Genomic DNA, 21,588 nt, shown 5'->3' with positions numbered 1-21,588 from the left:
TCGTGGCGTCCAACAGGCCTGATCCGGACGGAACTTCGCACGACGGGTACGGCACGTACGACACGTACGACACGCCAGGTACGTACGGCACGACCGGCGGCGCGTCCGCCGCCTATGAGACGTACGACGGCCATGACGGATACGGCGGCTACGACGCCGGTCCGCAGTCCTACGCCGACGCCGACGCCGGCGAGCCGGCGAGCGAGTGGAACCCCTCCGAGGACTCGCTGGTGCCCCCGGCCCGCGGCAGACACCGGGTCGTCAAGCAGCGCGGCGGCACGATGGCCCGCAGTGGTGCGGTGCTGGGCGTGGGCATGATCGCGGCGGTGGGGGCGGGCGGCATGGCGAGCGCCCAGGACCGGCCGGCGGCACCGATATCCGTGCCGGAGCTGGCCCAGAAGATCCCGGGCGTCGGCACGCTGATGACCGATGGCGAGAAGGCCGAGGGCGGTCAGGCCCGGCACGTGACGCCGGCCGCGGTGGCTTCGACGGTCTCGACGGCCTCGACGTCCGGGGAGTCCGCCGAGGCCGCGCCGGAGCCCGCGCACAGCGCCGCCGACGCGGGTGAGGTGCTGCGGGCCCGCATCCTCCAGCAGGCCGAGCGCCAGCAGGGCCTCGCGGACGACGCGGCGCGCGAGAGCGAGGAGCGGGCGGCGGCCGAGTCGACGCGCAAGGTGGCCGCGAAGAAGGCGGAGGCCCACGAGGCGAACAAGGCGCAGGAGACACACGAGGCGCAGGAGGCGGAGCAGGCCGGGAAGGCCGAGAAGGCGGCGCAGGCCGCTCAGGCGGTGCAGACCGGGACGCCGAAGGCCGGTTCGGGGCACGCCGAGGCGGGCCAGGAGGCCGTCGGCGCGGCGGCCGGGGGCCAGGAGAGCGCCCGGCGGGCCGCCCGGGGCACCACCCGCACGACGCCCGTCCGCTCGTACGTCCTCCCCTTGGGCTCGTACACCCTCACCGCCGGCTTCGGCCAGGCCGGCGACATGTGGTCCGCCAACCACACCGGCGAGGACTTCGCCGCTCCGACCGGTACGCCGGTGAAGGCGGTCGGCGGCGGCAGGGTCACCCAGGCCGGCTGGGCGGGGCCGTACGGCTACCGGATCGTGCTGACCCTCGATGACGGCACCCAGATCTGGTACTGCCACCTGTCGTCGATGGTCGTGACGTCGGGCAAGGTCGGCGCCGGCACGGTCATCGGGCGGGTGGGGGCGACCGGCAATGTGACCGGTGCGCATCTGCATCTCGAGGTGCGGCCGGGCGGCGGTTCGCCCATCGACCCGCTGTCGTGGCTGCGGGGCAGGGGCCTGCAGCCGTAGGGGGACGCGGTCATGGGAAGCCGGGGGACGCTCCGTAGGCGGCCGTGCGGACCGCCGCGATCGCGGCGGTCCGCAACCGTAGCGGGGCACCTGGGTTACAGCCGTCGAATATCCCATTTGGTGGGAATGTTCTGCTGCTGATCGGGAAATCAGAGCATGTGACGACGACCGCGACAACGATCACCACGTCGGTGCCTGGGCGCCTGGACCGCCTTCCCTGGTCCCGGTGGCACTGGACTGTGGTGATCGGTCTCGGCACGGTATGGATCCTGGACGGCCTGGAGGTGACGGTCGTCGGGAACATCGCCGGCCGGCTCTCCGAGCAGGGCAGCGGCCTGCCGATCACCTCGGGCGGGGTGACCGGTCTGGCCGCGGCCCTCTATGTGGCGGGAGCGTGTTCCGGCGCGCTCTTCTTCGGCCGGCTGACGGACCTCTTCGGCCGCAAGAGGCTCTTCATGGTCACGCTCGCCGTCTATCTGGGCGCGACGGCGATGACCGCGCTCTCGTACTCGTCCTGGTGGTTCTTCGCGTTCCGCTTCATGACGGGCTTCGGCATCGGCGGCGAGTACGCGGCCATCAACTCCGCCATCGACGAACTGATCCCCGCCGTCTACCGGGGCCGGGTCGACCTGATCATCAACGGCAGCTTCTGGCTCGGCGCCATCGCGGGCTCGCTGCTGTCGATCCTCATGCTCGACACGAGCATCTTCCCCAAGGGCCTGGGCTGGCGGCTGACCTTCGGGCTGGGCGTCATCCTGGGGCTGGTGATCCTGCTCGTACGGCGCCATGTGCCGGAAAGTCCGCGCTGGCTGTTCATCCACGGCCGCGCCGACGAAGCCGAAAAGCTGGTGACGGCGATCGAGAAGCGCGTCACCAAGGAGAAGGGCACCGAGCTGCCACCCCCCAAGGGCAGCATCACCATCGGTCAGCGCGAGAGCTTCGGCTTCCGGGACATCGCGCTCACGGTCTTCTCCGACTACCGGCGCCGGGCCGCCCTGGGACTCGCCCTCTTCATCGGGCAGGCGTTCCTCTACAACGCCATCACCTTCGGTTTCGGCGCCATCCTCACCCGCTTCTTCGGCGTCTCGACCTCCCGCACCGGCTATTACTTCGCCGTCATAGCGGTGGGCAACTTCCTCGGCCCGCTCCTCCTCGGCAAGCTGTTCGACACCGTCGGCCGGCGCATCATGATCTCCTCGACCTATCTGCTGGCCGGGGTCCTGCTCTTCGGCACGGCCTGGCTCTTCGGCGCCGGCCTGCTGAACGCCGTCACCCTCACCGCCTGCTGGGCCGTCGTCCTCTTCTTCGCCTCGGCGGGCGCGAGCAGCGCGTACCTGACGGTCTCCGAGATCTTTCCGATGGAGACCCGGGCCATGGCCATCGCCTTCTTCTACGCGGTGGGCACGGCGGCGGGCGGCATCAGCGGCCCCCTGCTCTTCTCCGCCCTGACCCAGAACGGAGTCGTCGGCGACACGGTCCTGGCCTTCTCGATCGGCGCGGCGCTGATGTGCGTGGGCGGAGTGGTGGCCGCCTTCCTGGCCGTACGCGCCGAGGGCCGCTCCCTCGAGGACATCGCGGCACCCCTTTCCGTCCACCCTCCGGAGCCCCTGCCGGCGCCCGCACCCGCGGAATAACTACCTGCGCAGGGGAGTTGACACTTCGCATGGCTGACAACACTCCTCGTAAGATCGGCAGTCTTTCCGTCCACCCCCTGGCCCTCGGCGGCAACGTCTTCGGCTGGACCGCCGACGAGAAGCAGTCCTTCGCCGTCCTCGACGCGTACGCGGAAGCGGGTGGCGATTTCATCGACACGGCCGACGTGTATTCGGCCTGGGTGCCCGGAAACCAGGGCGGTGAATCCGAGACCGTCATCGGCGACTGGATCGCCGCCCGCCGCAACCGCGACGCCGTCGTCGTGGCCACCAAGGTCGGCCACGGCGTCCCGGCACACCGCGGCCTGAAGCCGGCCGTGATCAGGGCGGACGTCGAGGCCTCCCTGCGCCGCCTGCGCACGGACTACATCGACCTCTACTACACCCACGTCGACGACACCTCGGTGCCGGTCGAGGACATCATCACCACGCTGGACGGCCTGGTGAAGGAGGGCAAGGTCCGCGAGATCGGCGCCTCCAACATCACGGCCGAGCGCCTGCGGGCCTCCCTCGACTTCTCGGCCGCCTCCGGCCTGGCGAAGTACGTCGCGATCCAGCCCCACTACAACCTGGTCTCCCGCGACACCTACGAGGGCGACCTGGCCGCCGTCGCCGCCGAGCACGGCCTGGCCGCCGTCCCGTACTTCGCCCTGGCCTCGGGCTTCCTCACCGGCAAGTACCGCCCCGGAGCCACGGTCGACAGCGCCCGCGCGGGCGGCGCCCAGAAGTACCTCGAGTCGGAGCGGGGCCCCCGCGTCCTCGCCGCCCTGGACGAGGTCGCGGCGGCCCACGGCGCCGAGCCCGCCACGGTCGCCCTGGCCTGGCTCGCCGCCCAGCCGACGGTCTCCACCCCCCTGGCCAGCGCCCGCACGGTGGACCAGCTCCCGCCCTTGCTGGCGGTCGCGGACCTGAAGCTGACGGGGGCCGACCTGACGAGGCTGACGCAGGCGTCGGCGTAGGCCCGGGAGCGGCGCTGCTCAGGCGCGCCGCTCCACGGCCCACGAGGCAAGCGCGACGGCCCCGGCCACCCCGAACACGGACGGCCAGGCTCCCACCTTCTTCGCCAGCGGGTGCGACCCGGCGAAGGCGGCGACGTACGCCCCGGTCAACGCGGCGGCGGCACCCTTCCCGGCCGAGTCCTTCCACTGCCTGGCAGCCACAGCCCCGGCAGCAGCCAGCACCACCCCACCGAGCGGCCGCTTCTTGGTCCACCGCGCCACGCCGTACCCACCGACGAGCCCGGCGGCGGCGATCACGGACGTAGGAACCTTCATCGCTGCTGCCACTGCTGCAACCTCCCCGTAGAGACCTGATCCTTCCCGAGGCTAACGCGCCCCTTCCCGCTGCCGCGTTCGGGCCAGAAGGCGCAGCCGGGAGACCAGGACATGAACGTCCTCGCCGACCGGGACGGCCGCCCGATCCACCTCCGGCGGCTCGCCGTGACAAGCACGACAGAGGCCCCCGGAAAGCGCCTCGGGCCGCCCGGGGACGCCACAGCCGGTGCATTCCATGACGCGGCGGGACGGTGGTGTGGTCGCGTGCGCGTCGGGGAGCGGCTCGGGCGGCACCTTGTCGACGAGCCTCTTACGGGTGAAGGCGCCCGGACTGTGGATGACCTTGGGCAGCCCCGTCGTAAGGATCCGCACGAAGTCCGTCGGCGCCACGCCGCGCTCGAGCCACTGGGCGGCGAGATCCTCGAGGTCGGCGCATTCGGCGGCGGAGAGCGAGAGCTGGGGGCAGGCCTGGCCGAGGGCGACCAGCGCGGAGTAGGCGGGGGAGTGGAGGGGACGCGGGGAAGCCGGCAGGGCGACGGGCGCGGGCACGGGCGCAGGTACGGGCGCGGCATCCGTAGCCGTGTCGCCGCTGAGAAACCGCTCCCACCAGGCGTCATCGCGCGGGGTCCGGGAGAAGTACGTCCGCGACACCCACTGCGTACGCCCCTCGCCGAGAGTCTCCCGGAACCGCCGCAGATGACCGACGACGGAGAGCTTGTTGAGGGCGGTCGCCACGGCCTGCTGCCCGTAGGCGGGGATCTGCTTGGCGAGCGTCTTGATGTCGACGGCGGCCCCGTCGGGAAGCCGGTCGACGTAGGCGGCGATGTACGCCTCGCGGACGGGCAGATGCGCGAAGTCGTTCTGGCTCCGCGGGGCTTGGCAGGGCGCGGATTGCTTGCCGTATCCGGGCGCGGCCATGGGGACGGCGGTAAGGTTGGCGTCAGCCACGAGATCGTCCGTTCGATCTAGGTGGTCAGACCCCCGCGCGGTGCTGCTAACACCGTTGCGGGGGTTGTTTGTTGCGCCGCACGCTACACGCCGACAGCGCACCGTGGCGACTCGGTTGCGAAAAGTCATCCCGGTGTGCTGGCAGGCGAGTTGGGCGAGGGGAGGGCGGGTGGTGGGAGTGGGTTCCACCCACCCCTTCCTTGGTAGAGCGCTCGAATCCCGCCCCCCGAGTCTCAGGTCCCGGACGACCAGGCAGTCCAGGGTGGCCGCCGGCTTCACCCACGGCGCCGCCCACCCGAACCCCGAGCTTCGGGCCGGCGAACGTCAGGCGAGAGCCCCGTCCCGCAGGCCCGCGACAAACCCCGCCCATGCCGAGCACGAGAACGCAAGGACGGCGCCGCCCACAGCCTTGGAGTCTCGTACGACGGCACAGCCCGCCGCGAACGCGGTCTCGACGCACTCGGTGGCACCGGCACCACTGTGTGAGGACTTGAACCACGCTTCCCTCGGTATCGCTGAGGGCACTTCTTGCATCACATCTCCCTGAGCACGCGTTCGATAAGGGCGGAGGTGGCCGCCATGTCCAACGCTTGTGCGCGCAGGTAGTCGAACGCAAGTCTGTACCGCTCCAACTCCTCGTCCTTTTCCATGAAGAGCGAGCCGACGTGGATGTCCACGTAGACCACGTCGAGCGAAGGCTCCACCCCTCCGAGGATCACGAAGCTGCCCATGGCGGCCGAGTGAGCGCCCTTGGTGAAGGGCAGAACCTGCAAGGTGATGTTGGGGGACTCGTTCGCCTTCAGTAGGTGCGATAGCTGCTCGCTCATCACGTCACGCGAGCCGACGGTTCGTCGCACCACTGACTCGTCGAGGATCACCCACAGGTGCGGTGGGCTGGTGCGCTTCAGGATCTCCTGGCGCTTCATGCGGATGTCGACAAGCCGCTCGATCTCTTCGGTGGAGAACCGCATCTCGGAGGCGTGCTGCACAGCCTCGGTATATCGACGCGTCTGCAACAAGCCGGGAACGTAGAGACAGGCGAAATGGTCTTCGCGGACAGCTTCGTCCTCGAGCGTGAGCAGCAGATTGATGTGCTCGGGGATGGAGTCGGCGAAGGAGTTCCACCACCCTTGCTGTTTCACGTCCTTCGCCAGCGCGACGACGGCTGTGCGCTCGGCTTCGGTCGCCCCGTACTCCCGGCACAGGGCATCCACGATGGGCCACTTCACGGGCCCGGCCTGCGTCTCGTACCGGCTCACGGTGGCCTTCGAGACGCCGACGATCCGCCCTGCTTCCTCCAATGTCATGCCTTTGCGCGCCCGCAGCTTGCGCAGGGTCGCACCAAGCTGGCGGCGCCGTGTTGTGCTTCGCGCGGGCATGACATCTGCCTCTCATCGTTGGCCTGGCTTCAGCTCTGACAAGCCAACCAGGCTAAGAGGTCGGCAAGTTGCGTCCCATCAGATTCACTCTCCCGGTTCGTGAGAAGTTGCATGACGAGACTTCTCAGTCGCCATACTCGCCTCAGCGATGCTTACGCAGTGCGGTCGTACGGACACGACCAGGCGCAGCGCTGCCGTGGCGGAGGGACTGGTTCGCATGAGCATGTGTCAGTGCGACGTGCCACCTATGACGTGGGAACTTCCATTCGTGGCGGTTCCCGAACACGTGGCTCGTCTCCGACGGATCGTCGTCACTCCCTTGAGACTCTGGGGAGTCTCGAACCTCGTGGCGGTGGTGCAGCTCTGCCTGACGGAGCTCATCACCAACGTCATCACCCATGTGGGCGCCAAGACCCCGGTCTGGATTGCCCTCTCCCTGCACGGAACGCGGGTACGGGTCGAAGTACGCGACCCCGACCGGCAGGGCTTCCCGGTACTAAGGCAGGCCACCTCGGCACAGGAGACCGGCCGCGGTCTACGTCTGGTCGACGCCGTAGCCGACCGTTGGGGCGTGACCCCCAACGACCACGGCAAAACGATCTGGTGTGAGTTGCCGATTGGCCCTACGCCCACCGCAGGCCGATGTGACTCCGGCCCACGGGTGTCGCCCGCGGAAGCGCTCCTAACTCTGAACAGGCGGACTCCCGTGGTGGGAGGAAGTAGCTCTCTTCTCGGTCATGCGGTCGCCGAAGGAGCGGTAGCTGGGTTGATCGCAGACCTGCTCCACTGGTGTCAGATCCACGGTGATGACCCCAAAACGCTCCTCCGCCATGCGCGGGCACGTTTGACGGCACAGGTGGAACGGACGTGAGGGCCGGCTTCGGTGGCGCAGACCTGGCTGCCATATCTAAGGCGTACGAGAGGGAACGGAGACGGTCGGCCCACGGACTCGACGTGGAGTCGCTTGTTTCAGCAGCGCAGTCATGTGGGTTCTTGGAAGGCATCGTTGTCTACCCCCTGATCCCCGTCAGCGTGGATGACGACAGCCTCTTGGTGACCGCGATCATCGGCCCCTCGGTGGTCGCAAGCTCAACCCCAGTTCAGAGGAGTGAGGTGCTGCCACCGCCGCATCTGGGTGGGTGCGATGCGTTGCACTACGCCCTGGTTCGGATCTGCAACATCGGGTGGCAGCTGCGGTCCGACTTCGCCAAGTGCGTGCGCCTGTGGGGGACTTTCTAGGCGCTGAGCGCCCTTGTGGGGGCGCTCACACTTTTGTTCGCCTGTGTGCCATGGTGATCGCCTCGTTGACACCATGACTCCATGTCGAAACCGATCAAGTTCGGAACCCCGCCTGGCGTGAAGGAAGGCGACTGGTTCGCGGACCACGATGACCTCTATGCCAAGGATGTGCACCGGGGACGGGGGCGGGGCATCTCTGGGACTGCCAAGACGGGCGTCGATTCCATCGTCATGTCAGGTGGATATATCGACGATGATGACCGTGGGGACGAGATCTTCTATACGGGGGCAGGCGGACGTGACCGCGACACTGGTCGCCTCATCAGTGACCAAACTCTTGAAGAACGAGGAAATGCAGGGCTGGTCTTCAATCAGGCCGCCGGCCACCCTGTTCGAGTAATCGAGGGCCTCGAAATACGCGGTAAGAAGCGGCGCCGGGCGACGGGTGGGTATCGGTATCGAGGGCTCTATCGAGTCGCCGATCACTGGATGACGCCCGGTAAAGAGGGGTTTGTCATCTGCCGATTTCACTTGGTGAAAATGGAGCACGATGACGATATATCTCCGCAGCCGGAGGCTGTGTCGACTACCGAAGGTGTAGACGCCGACATGACCCCCTTGGAGGCGCAGGTGCGCCGATACATCAATTCGCGGCAGCTGGCGCGGGACACGGCTGCCGCGAACAGGATTAAGGACATGTACGGGCAAACTTGCCAGATGTGTGACCTGAGGTTGGTCGTGTCCCCTACAGGCGAGGCGTACAGCGAGGCTGCCCACATTCAAGCTCTAGGGAAACCTCACGGTGGACCGGACGTGATAGAGAATATCCTCTGTCTTTGCCCGAACTGTCATGCACTATTCGATCGTGGTGCACTCCAGATAAGCGATTCACTAGACGTCATTGACGGGCTGAGTGGGCAATATCGAAGAGCGCTAACCCGCCTTAGTGAACACCGGATCCAGGTGTCCTATGTCCGCCAACATCGGTCTCGCTGGGCGGATCGTAATGGGCAGATAGGCGTGTTCGAGCTCTAGAAGAGCCCTCTCTGCTGGTTTCGCCAGCAGAGAGGGCCGTCTACTTCCCTGACAGTGCTGTATCGATGTCGCCGAAGCCGTTTAGTATTTCGCGAACTGTCTTCAGTTCGCGCTCGGGGTTTGGCTGGACGCGCGTCTTTCCTGATGTGTGAGCAGTAGCTCCTCGCTGCCTGGCCCATGCATCTGTGGCCGCCAGCCACTCAGTGTCGATTTCGTCCTCCAGGACGCCCAGTGGGAGCAGCATCCGGAGCAGATTTTTCTCTCTTATGCCGTGATTTTTGGTGCGTGCGTAGCTCGTCAGTGAGCTCCTTGCAGAAGAAACCCGACTCGCAAGGTCTGGCGATTTCTTCTGCGGCGGCTGGAGGAGGGATGTCGGCTCACCATATCCAGCCTCGTTGTAAGCGAGGAGAGCGAGTAAGCAAGGTGATATTTGGTTGTAATTGACCCATGCTTCGAAAGCTGTGTTAGCTACGTCAACAACGCGATCCTCTATGAACGATTCGAACTCGGCGTGTGCCAGGACGCGAAATGCTCGAGTGTGGTCGTAGATGTCGTCGCCATAAAGGCCGGTCGGCTCGAAATCCTCTTCTTTTGGAAGTAGGTTATTCCGAAGCTCAGATATTCTCTCCGAGAGGTCATTGAAGCGGCTTGAGTACATTGCGCCGCCTAAGACGACAGTCGGTTGTCGATGAAGCTAGGGATCCTTACCGGTACTCCCAGCTCATCTCGCAAAACCAGGCCCCAGGCAGCCAAGCGTCGGTGAGTCGCCTCGGGGGTCTTTGTGGTGGTTTGAATCGACTCAACAAACTTGGTGTCTCGTGCGCAGAGCTCCTCGAAGGCGCGCTTTACGCTGGCACGATTTGCTGGGAGCGCGTCACGTACTTCTGGGCGACTGAAGTAGTACGTCATGATGTCGAATACTGCGCGATTAAACCGACCTTCGTACCCGCCCTCGGACCAGCGGTGGAAAGAATCGGAGCCAAAGATGTCAAATGTCATCTCGATGGCACGATCGCATTCGCCTGCTGCATCCTTGATCTGAGTGGGGTCTGACGCCCAGATTGTGTTCAATTTTTGCACCGTTTCGTCCAGGAACTTCTTGAGGTTGCCTGAATAGTGCGAAAGGCGGAAGTGGAACGCATAGAACCTCAGGAGTACCTCTACGTCGCGCATCCTGAAGTCTGGGCGATCGATACGGAATGCTTTTTGCAGCCAGACACTACTCGAAGCTGCATCGTCTAGATAGTCGGTGAACTCTCCGGGGTGCAGAGCTTGGCGCAGCTCCTGAGGTGAGAGGCTAACGCTTCCCGTGTTAAGGCGCAGGAATACCAGGTTGAGGAAATCCTCGTTGGGCCAGCTGCGAACGACGACTGTTCGTATCGTTTGGTTGAGGAATGCATTGAGATCGTCGACGCGTTCTGGGTCACTCTCAAGCTTATCGAGAGTCATGCGGCTTAGGTCGTCTCGTACCTCCAGGCCGCTGAGGCCAAACTTGCGGAATCCGGCCTCTCCGCTGCTTGAGCCGAAGGAGGAGCCGGAGGCGAACTGGCTTATTGCCAAGAGTCGCTGTTTTCCGTCGAGAACGATAAACTTACCGCGCCTCTCTTTGTCTTCAGCGAGGACGATCTGAGGAATCGGAAGCCCTAGAATTAGCGATTCAACGAACCGACTCTTGCGCGCCTTATTCCAGGCGTCGCGTCGTTGGAATCTTGGGTTAAGCTGAATGTTCCCCCGGCGGAGTTGGCTAAGGATCGTCTCCGTAGTCCAGTCGGTGTCCGTGACAACTGCCCTCATGGCGTCATCGGAACGGACTTCGCTAGGGTCGCTATTCTCCTCGCCGTCAGCGTCATCCCAGTCGTTCAATTCTGCCACGGTATTCACCTTTCTGTTGATACAGATTTGATGGATGCGTTTTTAGAGACGCGACTGGCAAATCTCACCGATGTAGCCCCGGTCGCTGGGGCCACTCCGCCCCTGGGACAGGCATCGCGGGCGGTGCCCCCCACTGCTGCACCGGAAGCCCCCCGAACGGCGTCGCCCCCACCATCGGCCCCCCGAACGGCCGGGGTACTCCCGCCGTGGCCTGGGCCAGGGCCGGCTGGGCCAGCGTCTTGCGCTGCCACAAGTGGTGGAGCAGTTCCTGCTCCCGTGCCGTGAAGTCGGGGTCGGGGGTGCCGCGGTGGGCGCGGTGGCGGAGGAAGGCCAGGGAGGTGGCGAACGAGATGTACTCGGCGACGGTGCGGGCCGCGGCCGGGCCGCCGGTGCGGCGGGCCACGTCGCGGGCTATGCCGCGGGCGCGCATGGAGGAGAGGGCGAGGGGCTCGGGCGGGGTGAGCCAGCCGGCGGCCTGGTAGGCGGGGAGGTGGGCCTGGATGATGCGGAGCTCGTTCTGGCGGGACCAGATGGTCAGCCAGGTCAGGAGGCCGAAGACCGGGACCATGAAGAGGGCGTAGACGGCCAGGAAGCCGAGGCCGCCCAGGCTCGCCGAGCCGTTCCACAGGCCGTGCAGGAGCATGGCGGTCAGGAGGGCGGTGACGGGTACGAGCACGCGCAGGACGCGGCGCCGCGGTGCCAGCGTCGCGGCCAGGCCGAAGCCGAGGCCGGTCATCGCGGTGAAGAGCGGGTGCGCGAAGGGCGACATCAGCACGCGGATGAAGAAGGTCGCCGCCGTCGTGGAGTGCAGGCCCGAGTAGCCGAAGCTCTGGTCGGAGGCGAAGGCGTTGCCGAGGTAGAGGATGTTCTCCGTGAAGGCGAAGCCGGTCGCCGTGACGCCGGCGACGACCACGCCGTCGACGATGCCGTTGAAGTCCCGCCTGCGGAAGAGGTAGAGCAGGAGGACGGCCGCGGCCTTGCCGCTCTCCTCGACCACCGGCGCGACGAAGGTGGCGCCCACGCTCGAGGCGTCGCCGCGCTCGGAGAAGTCGATCGTGGTGACGAGCCACTTCGTGGCGATGCCGTTGGCCAGCAGCGCCACGAGCGTGGCCGCGCAGGCGCCCCAGGCGAAGGCGAAGATCAGGTTCCGCCAGGGCTTCGGGTCGACCCGGTCCATCCAGCGGAACGCGGCTATGAGCAGCGGTACGGGCAGTACGGCCAGCCCCAGCCCGACCAGGAAGCCCTCGGTGCCGGTCTGCTCGCGCACGAGCGCGAGGATGATCAGACCGCAGAGGGCGAGCAGCAGGAACAGTCCGCCGACGCGTACTGCCTTGTTGTCCCAGAGCGTGTCCCACAGCGCGCGGCGCGGCTTGTAGTGGGCGAACGCCGGAGGGGGCGGGGGCTGCTGGTGGGGCGCGGTGGCGGACTCATGCACGCGTCGACCCTAACCAAGCCCCGCCCGGTGCAGTGACCGTTTTCCGGCCCGGGCGGGGTGGGGCCGCCGGCGTGCTCCCGCCGGGTTCCTACTGGTGCGCGCGGCGGCGGAACAGCAGGTCGTGCACCACGTGCCCCTTGTCCAGGCCCTGACCCTCGAACCGGGTCAGCGGGCGGAACTCCGGGCGCGGGGCGTAGCCGCCGTCGGCCTGGGTGTTCTCGAAGTCCGGGCTGGCCGAGAGCACCTCGAGCATCTGCTCGGCGTACGGCTCCCAGTCCGTCGCGCAGTGCAGCAGGGCACCGGGCGCCAGGCGGGTGGCGGCGAGCGCCAGGAACTCCGGCTGGATCAGGCGGCGCTTGTGGTGGCGCTTCTTGGGCCAGGGGTCCGGGAAGTAGACGCGGAGGCCGGCGAGGGAGTCGGGGGCGAGCATCTCGCGCAGCAGGATGATCGCGTCGCCGTTGGCCACCCGGACGTTGCTCAGGCCGTTCTGCTCGGCGAGGTTGAGCAGGTTGCCCTGGCCGGGGGTGTGCACGTCGCAGCCGAGGATGCCGGTGCCGGGGTCGGCGGCCGCCATCTTGGCCGTCGCCTCGCCCATGCCGAAGCCGATCTCCAGGACGACGGGCAGCTCGGGGTCGCCGAAGAGCTCGCCGAGATCCAGCTTGCTCAGACCGTCGATGTCCAGGCCCCACTTCGGCCACAGGCGGCGCAGAGCTTCGCCCTGCCCGGTCGTGACGCGGCTGCGGCGCGGCTGGAACGAGCGGATGCGGCGCTCGTGGTGCGAACCCGCGGGGTCCGGGGCCGGGCCGTCGGGGAACATCGGTTCCCGCCGGGCGCGGGGCATGGCCGGGCTTGCGGCGGGAGCGGCGGGGGCGGGGGAGGCGTGGTTCTCGGACACAGTTCCCCAAGTCTACGGGCGCCCGGCCCGTCCCCGGAGGGCTGAGGGAAGCGGCGGCCGTCACACCGTTTCGACCCTCGTGACGCCGCATGACGCCGTCCTGGACAGCCGATCATGCGCTCAGCCGATCGTGTGATCAATCGTGTTGGTGGTGTGGCGTCGCCCCTGCCTCGGCCGTCGCCCCTCTTACGCTCCTCGTGGCCCGGCCCACCAGGGCGGAGAACCCTCCCCCTCTTCCTCCGACGGAACCCCCGGAACCCCTCATGCGACTGCGCCTCCCCTCCCTGACCGTGGCGATCACCGCAGCCATCGCCGTCCTCACGCTCGCCGGCACGGGCTGCGGCCCGACCCACTCCGGTGACGACGTCCGCGACGACGACGCCGCGCCGCGCAAGCGCGCAGCCTCCGTCGCTCGCGCCGCCCGCGAAGCCCGCGACGATCAGAGCGACCAGGACAGGTGGAAGCTCGTCTGGTCCGACGAGTTCCAAGGCCCCGCCCGCCGCGGCCCGGACCGCACCAAATGGGGCTTCGAACTGGGCGGGGAGCCCAAGTGGGGCAACCACGAGTGGCAGTACTACACCGACCGCCCCTCCAACGCCTCGCTCGACGGCCACGGCAACCTCGCCCTCACCGCCCGCCACGAACGGCTGCGCGGCATGAGATGCGGCGTCGGGCCCTGCGACATCACCTCCGCGCGGCTGACCACCAAGGGGAGGTTCGCCCGCGCCTACGGCCGCTTCGAGGCCCGCATCAAGATCCCCAGGGGGCAGGGGCTGTGGCCCGCCTTCTGGATGCTCGGCGCGAACTCCGACAGGGTCACCTGGCCCGCCAACGGCGAGATCGACGTCATGGAGGCGCTCGGCAGGGAGCCCGGCACGGCCCACGGCGCCATCCACGGCCCCGGCTACGTCACGCAGGGCCTCGAACGGCACACCGCGCTGCCCAGAGGAGCCAGCCTGGCCGACGGCTTCCACACGTACCGCGTCGACTGGACCCCGGACAAGGTCACCTGGTACCTCGACGGCACGACCTACGGGAACGCGTGCAAGAACCAGCTGCGGCGCGGCCAGAGGTGGGTCTTCGACCACCCGCACTACCTGCTGCTCAACCTGGCGGTCGGCGGCGACTGGCCCGGACCGCCCGACCGCTCCACGCCCTTCCCCGCCCGGATGCTCGTCGACTACGTACGGGCGTACGCGCCCCAACGCTGACCCGCGCCCGGCCCGGCCGTCACCCCCAGGCCGACCCGCACGCCGCCCCCACACCCTTCACTCGAGTCACTCGAGCCCCGCCAGCACCCTCCGCGCCACCTCCCGCCCGATCGGCAGCGACGCCGTCGCCGCGGGCGAGGGGGCGTTGAGGACGTGCACCATGCCCGGAGACTGGGCGAAGAGGAAGTCGTCGACCAGCGTCCCGTCGCGCAGCACCGCCTGCGCCCGTACGCCCGAAGGCGCCGGTATCAGGTCCTCCGCCCGCACCGCCGGCAGCAGCCGCCGCACCGCCGTAGTGAAGGCGCTCCTGGACAGCGAGCGCCGCACCTCGCCCGCGCCGTACCGCCAGTGGCGCCGGGCTATCCGCCACGCGCCCGGGTACGTCACCGTCTCCGCCAGCTCGCCCGGCCGCACCGTCCCCCAGTCGTACCCCTCGCGCGCCAGCGCCGGCACGGCGTTCGGCCCCACGTGCACCGTGCCGTCGACACCCCGGGTGAGGTGGACGCCCAGGAAGGGGAAGGCGGGGTCGGGCACCGGGTAGACGAGGCCGCGCACCAGGTCCGCACGGTCGGCGGCCAGCTCGAAGTACTCACCCCGGAAAGGGACGATCCGCATGCCCGGGTCGTCGCCCGCCAGCCGGGCGATCCGGTCGCTGTGCAACCCCGCGCAGTTGACCAGCGCCCGGGCCCGCAGCACCTCGCCGCCCGCCGTGCGCACCGCGACGGTCGCGCCCCGCCGCCCCACGGTACGCACCTCCGCCCCGTAGCGCACCGAGCCGCCGGCGTCCTCCGCCAGGCGCGCCAGCTGCCGCGCCACGGCGCCGTAGTCGCACACGCCCGTCGTGCCGACGTGGATGGCGGCCAGACCCCGCACCGCCGGTTCGTACTCCGCTATCTGCGCCGGGCCCAGCTCCCGCACCGGAATGCCGTTCTCCCGGCCGCGCTGGACCAGGGCGTGCAGCCGCGGCAGCTCGGACCGCTCGGTGGCGACGATCAGCTTGCCCGTCACCTCGTGCGGCAGGTCGTGCTCGGCGCAGAACCCGACCATCTCCGCCGCGCCACGCACCGCGAAGCGGGCCTTGAAGGAACCGGGGCGGTAATAGATCCCGCTGTGGATCACGCCGCTGTTCCGTCCGGTCTGGTGGCGTGCCGGGCCGCTCTCCTTCTCCAGCACCACCACGCGCGTGCCCGGCGCGGCGCGTGTGATCGCGTAGGCCGTCGACAGGCCCACGATCCCGCCGCCGATCACCAGCACGTCGCAGTCGTACGCCACCCTCACGTCACCTCCCCGCGCTCGCCGCCGTGCATGCCCCTCAGCGCCTCACCCACGCACCCATGATGACCTGTACCACTGACATCGACGCGCCTGATGAGAACACTGAAGATCACTCACGGGCAGCCGGACAGCGATCCGGCCAGCGCGCCGAGGTCGATCGGACAGTGATCCGGCTATGCCGGAGCGAAGAGCAGCGGCCGGGCCCGCTCGCGCAGCTCCGCCACCCGCGGCTCGTTGCCGTACGGCTCCAGCCGGTGCAGCAGATCGCGTACGTACTCCGTCGTACGCGCCGAGGAGATCCGTCCGGCGACCTCCACCGCCCGCGTGCCCGCCGCGCATGCCGCGTCCAGGTTCCCCGACTCCAGCTCGGCGACCGCCGAGACCACCAGCCGCAGGCCGTGCGAGCGTACGAACTCCTCCGTCGGACGGGCCAGCGCCTGCTCCGTGAAGCGCTGCACCTGCCGCGGCATCCGCAGATCGCGGTAGCACTCCGCGGCGTCGGCGGCGAACCGTTCCGGGGAGTAGAAGTCCAGCCAGGACGGGTCGGCGTCGCCCGGACGGGCCCGTTCCAGCCAGCCTTCGGCGGCCTTGAGCGCGGCACCGCAGGCCGGCGCGTCGCCCGCCCTCGCCTGGGCACGCGCCTCGACGAGCCGGAAAAAGCTCATCGTGCGGGCGGTGGCCAGGCCGCGGTTGCGCTCGAGGGCCGCCTGCGCGAGATCGACGCCCTCGTCGCCGTAGCCGCGGTAGGTGGCCTGCAGGCTCATCGACGCCAGGACGTAGCCGCCCAGGGGGACGTCCGCCGCCGCGCGGGCCAGCCGCAGCGCCTGGATGTAGTAGCGCTGGGCCGCCTCCTGCTGGCCGGTGTCGAAAGCCATCCAGCCCGCCAGCCGGGTCAGTTCGGCCGTCGCACCGAACAGCGCGCGCCCCACGTCGTCGCTGTACGAACCCAGCAGCAGGGGAGCCGCGTCGACGCGCAGGCACTCGGGGACCATCGACGAACGCCAGTCGCCGCCGCCGTACTTGGAGTCCCAGCGGCGGGCGTCGTCGGCGGCCTCCCGCAGCTTGGTCACGTCGCTGTGGCCGACCCGCTGCGCTAAAGCGGAGTCCGGGCCGGCGCCGTGGGCGCCGCCGGCACCGTCCGCCCGGATGCTCTCGGCCTCCCTGGCCGCCTGCTGCGGCTCGCGGGCCACCGAACTGTCGGCCGGCGTTATCAGCCAGCGCGAGGCGGGGGTCGAGTAGGCGCTGACGGAGAAGGATCCGGCCAGGCTCTGCCAGATGCCCCCGCCGCCGCGCCGACCGGCGAGATCAAGCCGGTAGAGCTCGGTCGCGGAGCGCACGGCCTGGCCGACATCGCGCGGAAAGGAAAGCCCCACCTCCGGCGCCGGATCCGCGTCCGCGAGCCCGATCTCGTGCAGCGGCACGGGGCGGCCGAGCTTGGCCGCTATGGCCGCGGCGATCAGGTGAGGGGCCGCGCCCTGGGGAACCATGCCCTTGGACACCCAGCGGGCGACGGAGGTCTTGTCGTAGCGGAGGGTCAGTCCGCGCTGCGCACCCAGGTCGTTGACCCTGCGCGCGAGACCGGCGTTGCTGATCCCTGCGAGGGCGAGGACAGTGCCCAGCTTCTCATTCGGCCCGCGTGGCTCCCTGGACATGCGCACCCCTCGACGACACGACGCCCGCCCCGGCATAGGCAGGAGGCATTCGTAAACCCAGCGTAGTTCGCCGCATCCCGACCGTTAAGAGGTGATGTCCCGGATGGCGAGATTCTGGTCCGTATGTGCGTGCATTGAGGGGCACGTGCTCCGGTTGTGTGTGGCCGTGCGCCCATCGTGCGCTCTGTCCGCGCCAACGCGGACGGAGGTTCCATGGAGGAGCGTGGGTCGGCCCGCTGCATTGGATTCAGTGGGCTGGGGGAAGCCGCCGCCTCATTCCCCGCGGGCGGCGGAACGGTCCGGGAGGTGGCTCGCGCCTCCCGGACCGTGATGCCGCAGGCCGCGCCGACGGAAGCGGAAGGCCGCCCGGAATCCGCCCGGGGGCGGCCCGGCCGGCGCCGGCGGCGCGCAGTGCCCCGGCCGCGCCCGCGCGAGCGCACCGGCGGGTGCTCCGGGCGGTGCGCCAAGTGCGCCGCGAGGCTGCGACAGTTGGCGAAAGGTCCGGATTCAACCCCCGCCGTGCGGACGAATCGAATTTGGCCGGATCCGGCCGCCGCAGCAGCCCGCACTCGCATCGTGCGCCACCCGCCCCTGCCGCCAGGCGAGTTGGAGGGGCGAGCGCCCGACGCATCGCCGCAATCAATGTGTTGCACGCCGGATGTCGCAACGGCCGTATCGCTGTGCATGATGACTGCTACCTGTTGGTTGTCCACAGCCTGTGGAGGCGGCGATGCGCTGGTTGGTGGGCTGGAGCCGCACCGCCGCAGGAACCGGACACGGTTCCGGTCCAGGCCCCGGACCCGGTTCCGGTCCAGGCCCCGGACACGGCTCCGGTGAACCCGCCGGCCCCGGCGACCCCGCCGTCCGTCCCGTCGGCGGCCGGCTCCTGTGGGGCGGTACGGCGCCCCTGTGGGCCGTCGGCGACTGGCGCCCCGACGAGATCCGCGTCGTCCAAGCCGATCATGCCACCCGTCTCGCCGTCCTCGGCCGTTGCGGCGCGAGCGACGAGACCCTGCGCTCCGCCCTGTTCGCCGCCCGCGGCGGCGCGCTGCGCCACCTCACCGCCTGGCCGGGCAGCTACACCGCCGTCGCCCAGGCCGGCCGGCGCGTCACCGTCGCCGGGGACCTCGCCGGCGCCCGGCCCGTCTTCCACACCGCCTTCTCCGGCGGCACCGCCTACGCCACGGCCGCGCTGCCCCTGGCCGACCTCGTCGAGGCCCAGCTCGACATCGGCCACCTCGCGGCCCTCCTCGCCTGCCCCGACTCGCCGGAGGCCCTGAGCGACGGCACCCCCTACCTCGGCGTACGGCGCGTCCCGCCCGGCCACGCGCTGATCCTGCGCGACGGCGCCCGCGACATCACCGGCTACGAGCCCACCGCCTCCCTCGCCGTCGCCGCACCCCGACTCGACGTGCGCCAGGCCGTCGAGGACGTACGGGACGCGCTGGTCGAGGCGGTACGCACCCGCCTCGCCGCACCCCACACCACCACGACCCACGACGGGCCGGGCCACAACGGCAACGGTCCGGGCCACCGCGCCCCCGGCCCCGCATCCGAAGGCTTCGGGTCCGGCGCGCCCGGCTCCGCTCCCGCCCCCGGTGCGAGCACCCACCGGCACCGCCAGGCGCTGCACGGACCGGTGCCCGGCGTGGGCGCCGACCTCTCCGGAGGCGTCGCCTCCAGCACGCTGGCGCTGCTGGCCGCCGGGCTGCCGGGCATGCCGGGCCCGCCCTACGGGCCCGGGCGCGGCACGGGAGCCGGGGAACGGCTGCTCGCCGTCACCTTCAACGACCTCGCGGCGGGCGGCGGCCCCGCCCGCGAGTCCGAGCTGGAGCGCGCCCGCGCCATCGCCGCCGACCCTCGCCTGCGGCACGTGATCGTCGCGGCCGGCGCGGAGGCGCTGCCGTACGCGGGCCTGGCCGGCGGCCCGCTGACGGACGAACCCGGACCCGCCCTCGCCACCGCCGGACGGCACCTGCGGCGGCTGGCCGCCGGCAGCGCCGACCACTTCGTCGGACACGGCGCCCGTCAGGTCCTGGACGCCCATCCGGCCCGGCTGGCCGACCTGCTGATGGACCGTCGACGCCGCTATCTCCTGCGTCCGGTCTCGGCGCTGGCCCGCGCGGACAGCTCGTCGACGCACTCGCTGTCCGTCCCGTTCACCGTCTACCGGGCGGCGCGCCGGCTGGCCCGTACGACCTACCGGGAGGGTGTGGAGGAGGCCGCGGCCCGGCTGCTGGCGCCCGGCTTCCGCACGGGCGGGGCCGGGGCGGTGGACGCCTCGCTCGCGGCGCTCGCCTGGTGCCGGCCGGGGCCCGCCGCGCGCTGGCTGACGGGTGAGGCGCTCGCTGAAGTATCGGTTCGCCTTCAGCGCGCGGCCGTCCGCCCGGCGGGTCAGCACCAGCGCCCCGGCGAACGCCGCGCCGCCGCCGCGCTCACCCGCCACGCCGCCGACCACCGCGTCTTCGAGCAGGCCGCGGAGGTACGCGGCCAGCGGCTGCACGCCCCCTTTCTCGACAACCAGGTCGTACGCGCCTGCCGCGCCCTCCCCGAGTCGCTACGGGTACGCCCCGGGGCGCGCGCATCCGTACTGCGCGCCGCCCTGGCCGGTGCCGGCATCCGCGACCTGCCGCCCGGCTGGGGAGCGACGTCCCACGCCTCGCACGCGTCGGCGCTACGGGCCGGGCTCGCTGCCGCCGCCGGCCCGCTCCTGGACCTCTTCGACGCGCCCCTGCTGGCCGAGGCGGGCCTGATCGAGGCCGCGGTCGTCCGGGACGCGCTCCGCGCGGCGGCCGCCGGAGAACCGCTGCCGCTCGACGGACTCGCGGAGATCGTCTCCACCGAGGTCTGGCTGCGCCGCCTCCTCGCCCGGCGCGGCTCCTGCTGGACGGGCACGGCCCCCGAGTCCGGCAGGCGCTCGGTCGTGGGCGGCGGCGCGCCCCATCCCGGCCCGTGAGGGGCGTGCGGGGGCGCGAGGGCTGGCGCTGCTCAGCGGACCGCGCGCGACGCACTCCGTAAAATGACTGGACGGGCGCGAGCGCGCCGGGCTCTACTCGGGCCCCGACCAGGCAAAAGGAACCACGGTGGGCACGGTGGCAGGAATTCCCGAAGACGCGGAGACCGGCAAGGGCGGTCCCGCCCTGCGCGGAGACTGCGAGAGCTGCTTCGGGCTGTGCTGCGTCGCCCTGCCCTTCGCCGCCTCGGCGGACTTCGCGGTCAACAAGCCCGCCGGAAAGCCGTGCACCAACCTGCAGACGGACTTCCGCTGCGGCATCCACACCCGCCTCAGGAAGCAGGGCTTCCCCGGCTGCACCGTCTATGACTGCTTCGGCGCGGGCCAGAAGGTCTCCCAAGTCACCTTCGGCGGGCAGGACTGGCGACAGGCCCCGGACACCGCTCAGCAGATGTTCGACGTGTTCCCGGTCATGCGGCAGCTCCACGAGCTGCTCTGGTACCTGAACGAGGCGCTTGCCCTCCCCGCCGCCCGCCCCGTCCACGCCGACGTGCGCCGCCTCCTCGACGAGACCGAAGCCCTCACCCGCCGCGACTCCGCCTCCCTCCTGGAGGTCGACGTGCCGGGCCACCGGCAGAAGGTCAACGTCCTGCTGCTGCGTACGAGCGAACTCGTCCGCGCCAAGACCGGGCGCAAGACGAAGAACCACCGGGGCGCCGACCTCATGGGCGCCCGGCTCAAGCGGGCCGACCTCCGCGGCGCAAACCTGCGCGGCGCCTACCTCATCGCGGCCGACCTCTCGGGCGCGGACCTGAGAATGGCCGACCTCATCGGCGCCGACTTCCGCGACGCCGACCTCTCGGGCGCCGACCTGACCGGGAGCATCTTCCTCACCCAGCCCCAGATCAACGCCGCCAAGGGCGATGCCGCCACCAAGCTGCCGCCCGCGCTGACCCGTCCCCCGCACTGGACGCCGTCGGCGACCGCAGCGACCCGCAGCTGATCCGCGCGTCGGCCCAGTCCGCGACCGCGACGCGATCCGCCGCGGACCTCGGCTCGACGACCAGGCGCAGCGTCCTGTGGCCCGCCAGAGGCGTGTGGACGGGGACGGCCGGACGGCCGCCCCGCACCAGGCCCGAACTCCACAGGCGCTCGCCGTCCGCGTAGACGGAGAAGGTGACGGCGCCCAGGCCCAGCGTCATGTCGTCCACGCCCGCCAGCGCGTCGTAGGACGTGCAGGAACGGTTCAGTTCGATGGCCACCGACGACGCCGCGTGGACGCTCGCCCCGTCGCGGTACGTCGTACCGCCCACCCGCAGCCCGTACCGCTGCCACAGCCAGCTCCCGCCGAGCCGCACCTCCGGCTCGCCGCCGTCACCGTCACCGATGCCGCTGTACCGCAGCTCATTGAGCGCATAGACGTGCGAGGGAGGCGGCGGGGGAACGGGCGTCGGC

19 protein-coding genes are annotated in these 21,588 nt (G+C 70.0%); 8 read left to right on the top strand and 11 right to left on the bottom strand.

Annotation, left to right across the window (positions count from 1 at the left end; all coding sequences use genetic code 11):
* The first annotated feature begins 2 nt into the window (after positions 1-2).
* The 3 genes from J1792_RS05035 to J1792_RS05025 all read left to right on the top strand — a co-directional run bounded on the left by J1792_RS05035 (position 3) and on the right by J1792_RS05025 (position 3,924).
* Complete coding sequence (locus J1792_RS05035; RefSeq protein ID WP_307842903.1) at positions 3-1,313, top strand: peptidoglycan DD-metalloendopeptidase family protein; 1,311 nt, start codon at positions 3-5, stop codon at positions 1,311-1,313.
* Between the two features lie 137 nt (positions 1,314-1,450).
* A complete protein-coding gene (locus tag J1792_RS05030) occupies positions 1,451-2,947 on the top strand; it encodes an MFS transporter (RefSeq protein ID WP_179198935.1) in 1,497 nt (498 codons plus the stop codon).
* A 29-nt stretch (positions 2,948-2,976) separates the two neighbouring features.
* The gene (locus tag J1792_RS05025; RefSeq protein WP_086571004.1) at positions 2,977-3,924 is read left to right on the top strand and encodes an aldo/keto reductase; all 948 of its coding nucleotides are present in this window, start codon (positions 2,977-2,979) and stop codon (positions 3,922-3,924) included.
* An 18-nt stretch (positions 3,925-3,942) separates the two neighbouring features.
* Here J1792_RS05025 and J1792_RS05020 read toward each other — a convergent pair whose 3' ends face one another.
* The 4 genes from J1792_RS05020 to J1792_RS05005 form a co-directional block, all read right to left on the bottom strand.
* On the bottom strand, positions 3,943-4,239 hold the full coding sequence (locus tag J1792_RS05020; protein WP_086571002.1) for a hypothetical protein: 297 nt from the start codon (positions 4,237-4,239) through the stop codon (positions 3,943-3,945).
* A gap of 51 nt (positions 4,240-4,290) precedes the next feature.
* On the bottom strand, positions 4,291-5,187 hold the full coding sequence (locus J1792_RS05015; RefSeq protein ID WP_207246710.1) for a hypothetical protein: 897 nt from the start codon (positions 5,185-5,187) through the stop codon (positions 4,291-4,293).
* 324 nt (positions 5,188-5,511) lie between these two features.
* Positions 5,512-5,721: a DUF397 domain-containing protein gene (locus J1792_RS05010; protein WP_086571000.1), complete on the bottom strand. Its 210-nt coding sequence runs from the start codon at positions 5,719-5,721 to the stop codon at positions 5,512-5,514.
* Positions 5,721-6,566 (bottom strand): helix-turn-helix domain-containing protein, encoded by an 846-nt coding sequence (locus tag J1792_RS05005; protein ID WP_086570998.1) that lies wholly within the window; start codon positions 6,564-6,566, stop codon positions 5,721-5,723. Before J1792_RS05005 ends, J1792_RS05010 begins: the two co-directional genes overlap by 1 nt.
* Before the next feature lie 148 nt (positions 6,567-6,714).
* Here J1792_RS05005 and J1792_RS35700 point away from each other — a divergent pair, with 148 nt between their 5' ends.
* Positions 6,715-7,437 carry an ATP-binding protein gene (locus J1792_RS35700; RefSeq protein ID WP_372446069.1) on the top strand — a complete coding sequence of 241 codons (723 nt, stop codon included), beginning with the start codon at positions 6,715-6,717 and terminating at the stop codon, positions 7,435-7,437.
* 449 nt (positions 7,438-7,886) lie between these two features.
* Positions 7,887-8,840: a YDG/SRA domain-containing protein gene (locus tag J1792_RS33860; RefSeq protein ID WP_086570992.1), complete on the top strand. Its 954-nt coding sequence runs from the start codon at positions 7,887-7,889 to the stop codon at positions 8,838-8,840.
* 40 nt (positions 8,841-8,880) lie between these two features.
* Here the strand turns inward: J1792_RS33860 and J1792_RS04990 are convergent, their stop codons facing one another.
* From J1792_RS04990 to trmB, 4 genes are all read right to left on the bottom strand, one after another.
* Entirely contained in the window at positions 8,881-9,498 is a 618-nt protein-coding gene (locus J1792_RS04990; RefSeq protein ID WP_143587695.1) for a HEPN domain-containing protein, read from the bottom strand.
* A gap of 8 nt (positions 9,499-9,506) precedes the next feature.
* Complete coding sequence (locus tag J1792_RS04985) at positions 9,507-10,712, bottom strand: DUF262 domain-containing protein (protein ID WP_086570990.1); 1,206 nt, start codon at positions 10,710-10,712, stop codon at positions 9,507-9,509.
* Positions 10,713-10,776: 64 nt separating this feature from the next.
* Positions 10,777-12,147, bottom strand: a complete 1,371-nt coding sequence (locus tag J1792_RS04980) for a PrsW family intramembrane metalloprotease (protein ID WP_086570988.1) — start codon at positions 12,145-12,147, stop codon at positions 10,777-10,779.
* Between the two features lie 88 nt (positions 12,148-12,235).
* Complete coding sequence (gene trmB / locus J1792_RS04975) at positions 12,236-12,988, bottom strand: tRNA (guanosine(46)-N7)-methyltransferase TrmB (protein WP_086570987.1); 753 nt, start codon at positions 12,986-12,988, stop codon at positions 12,236-12,238.
* Between the two features lie 317 nt (positions 12,989-13,305).
* On the opposite strand from trmB, the gene J1792_RS04970 reads away from it, so the two are divergent.
* Positions 13,306-14,253, top strand: coding sequence for a glycoside hydrolase family 16 protein (locus tag J1792_RS04970; RefSeq protein WP_207246707.1), 948 nt, complete (start codon positions 13,306-13,308; stop codon positions 14,251-14,253).
* Between the two features lie 66 nt (positions 14,254-14,319).
* Here J1792_RS04970 and lhgD read toward each other — a convergent pair whose 3' ends face one another.
* Together lhgD and J1792_RS04960 are read right to left on the bottom strand one after the other, a co-directional pair.
* A complete protein-coding gene (gene lhgD / locus J1792_RS04965; RefSeq protein WP_086573804.1) occupies positions 14,320-15,531 on the bottom strand; it encodes an L-2-hydroxyglutarate dehydrogenase in 1,212 nt (403 codons plus the stop codon).
* Between the two features lie 170 nt (positions 15,532-15,701).
* Entirely contained in the window at positions 15,702-17,180 is a 1,479-nt protein-coding gene (locus J1792_RS04960; RefSeq protein ID WP_086573802.1) for an NsdA family TPR-like regulatory protein, read from the bottom strand.
* Between the two features lie 730 nt (positions 17,181-17,910).
* Here J1792_RS04960 and J1792_RS04955 point away from each other — a divergent pair.
* Both J1792_RS04955 and J1792_RS04950 read left to right on the top strand, forming a co-directional pair.
* Positions 17,911-20,136 (top strand): asparagine synthase-related protein, encoded by a 2,226-nt coding sequence (locus J1792_RS04955; protein ID WP_207246706.1) that lies wholly within the window; start codon positions 17,911-17,913, stop codon positions 20,134-20,136.
* Between the two features lie 136 nt (positions 20,137-20,272).
* Positions 20,273-21,136, top strand: a complete 864-nt coding sequence (locus J1792_RS04950) for a pentapeptide repeat-containing protein (protein WP_242705004.1) — start codon at positions 20,273-20,275, stop codon at positions 21,134-21,136.
* Here J1792_RS04950 and J1792_RS35695 read toward each other — a convergent pair.
* A complete protein-coding gene (locus J1792_RS35695; RefSeq protein WP_179199061.1) occupies positions 21,039-21,491 on the bottom strand; it encodes an NPCBM/NEW2 domain-containing protein in 453 nt (150 codons plus the stop codon). The genes J1792_RS04950 and J1792_RS35695 overlap by 98 nt on opposite strands.
* Positions 21,492-21,588: the final 97 nt, after the last annotated feature.

Origin of the sequence: Streptomyces triculaminicus, from assembly GCF_017349075.1 — a bacterium.
In the GTDB taxonomy this organism is placed as follows: Bacteria; Actinomycetota; Actinomycetes; order Streptomycetales; family Streptomycetaceae; genus Streptomyces; species Streptomyces triculaminicus.
This window is presented reverse-complemented; position numbering and strand designations above follow the sequence as displayed.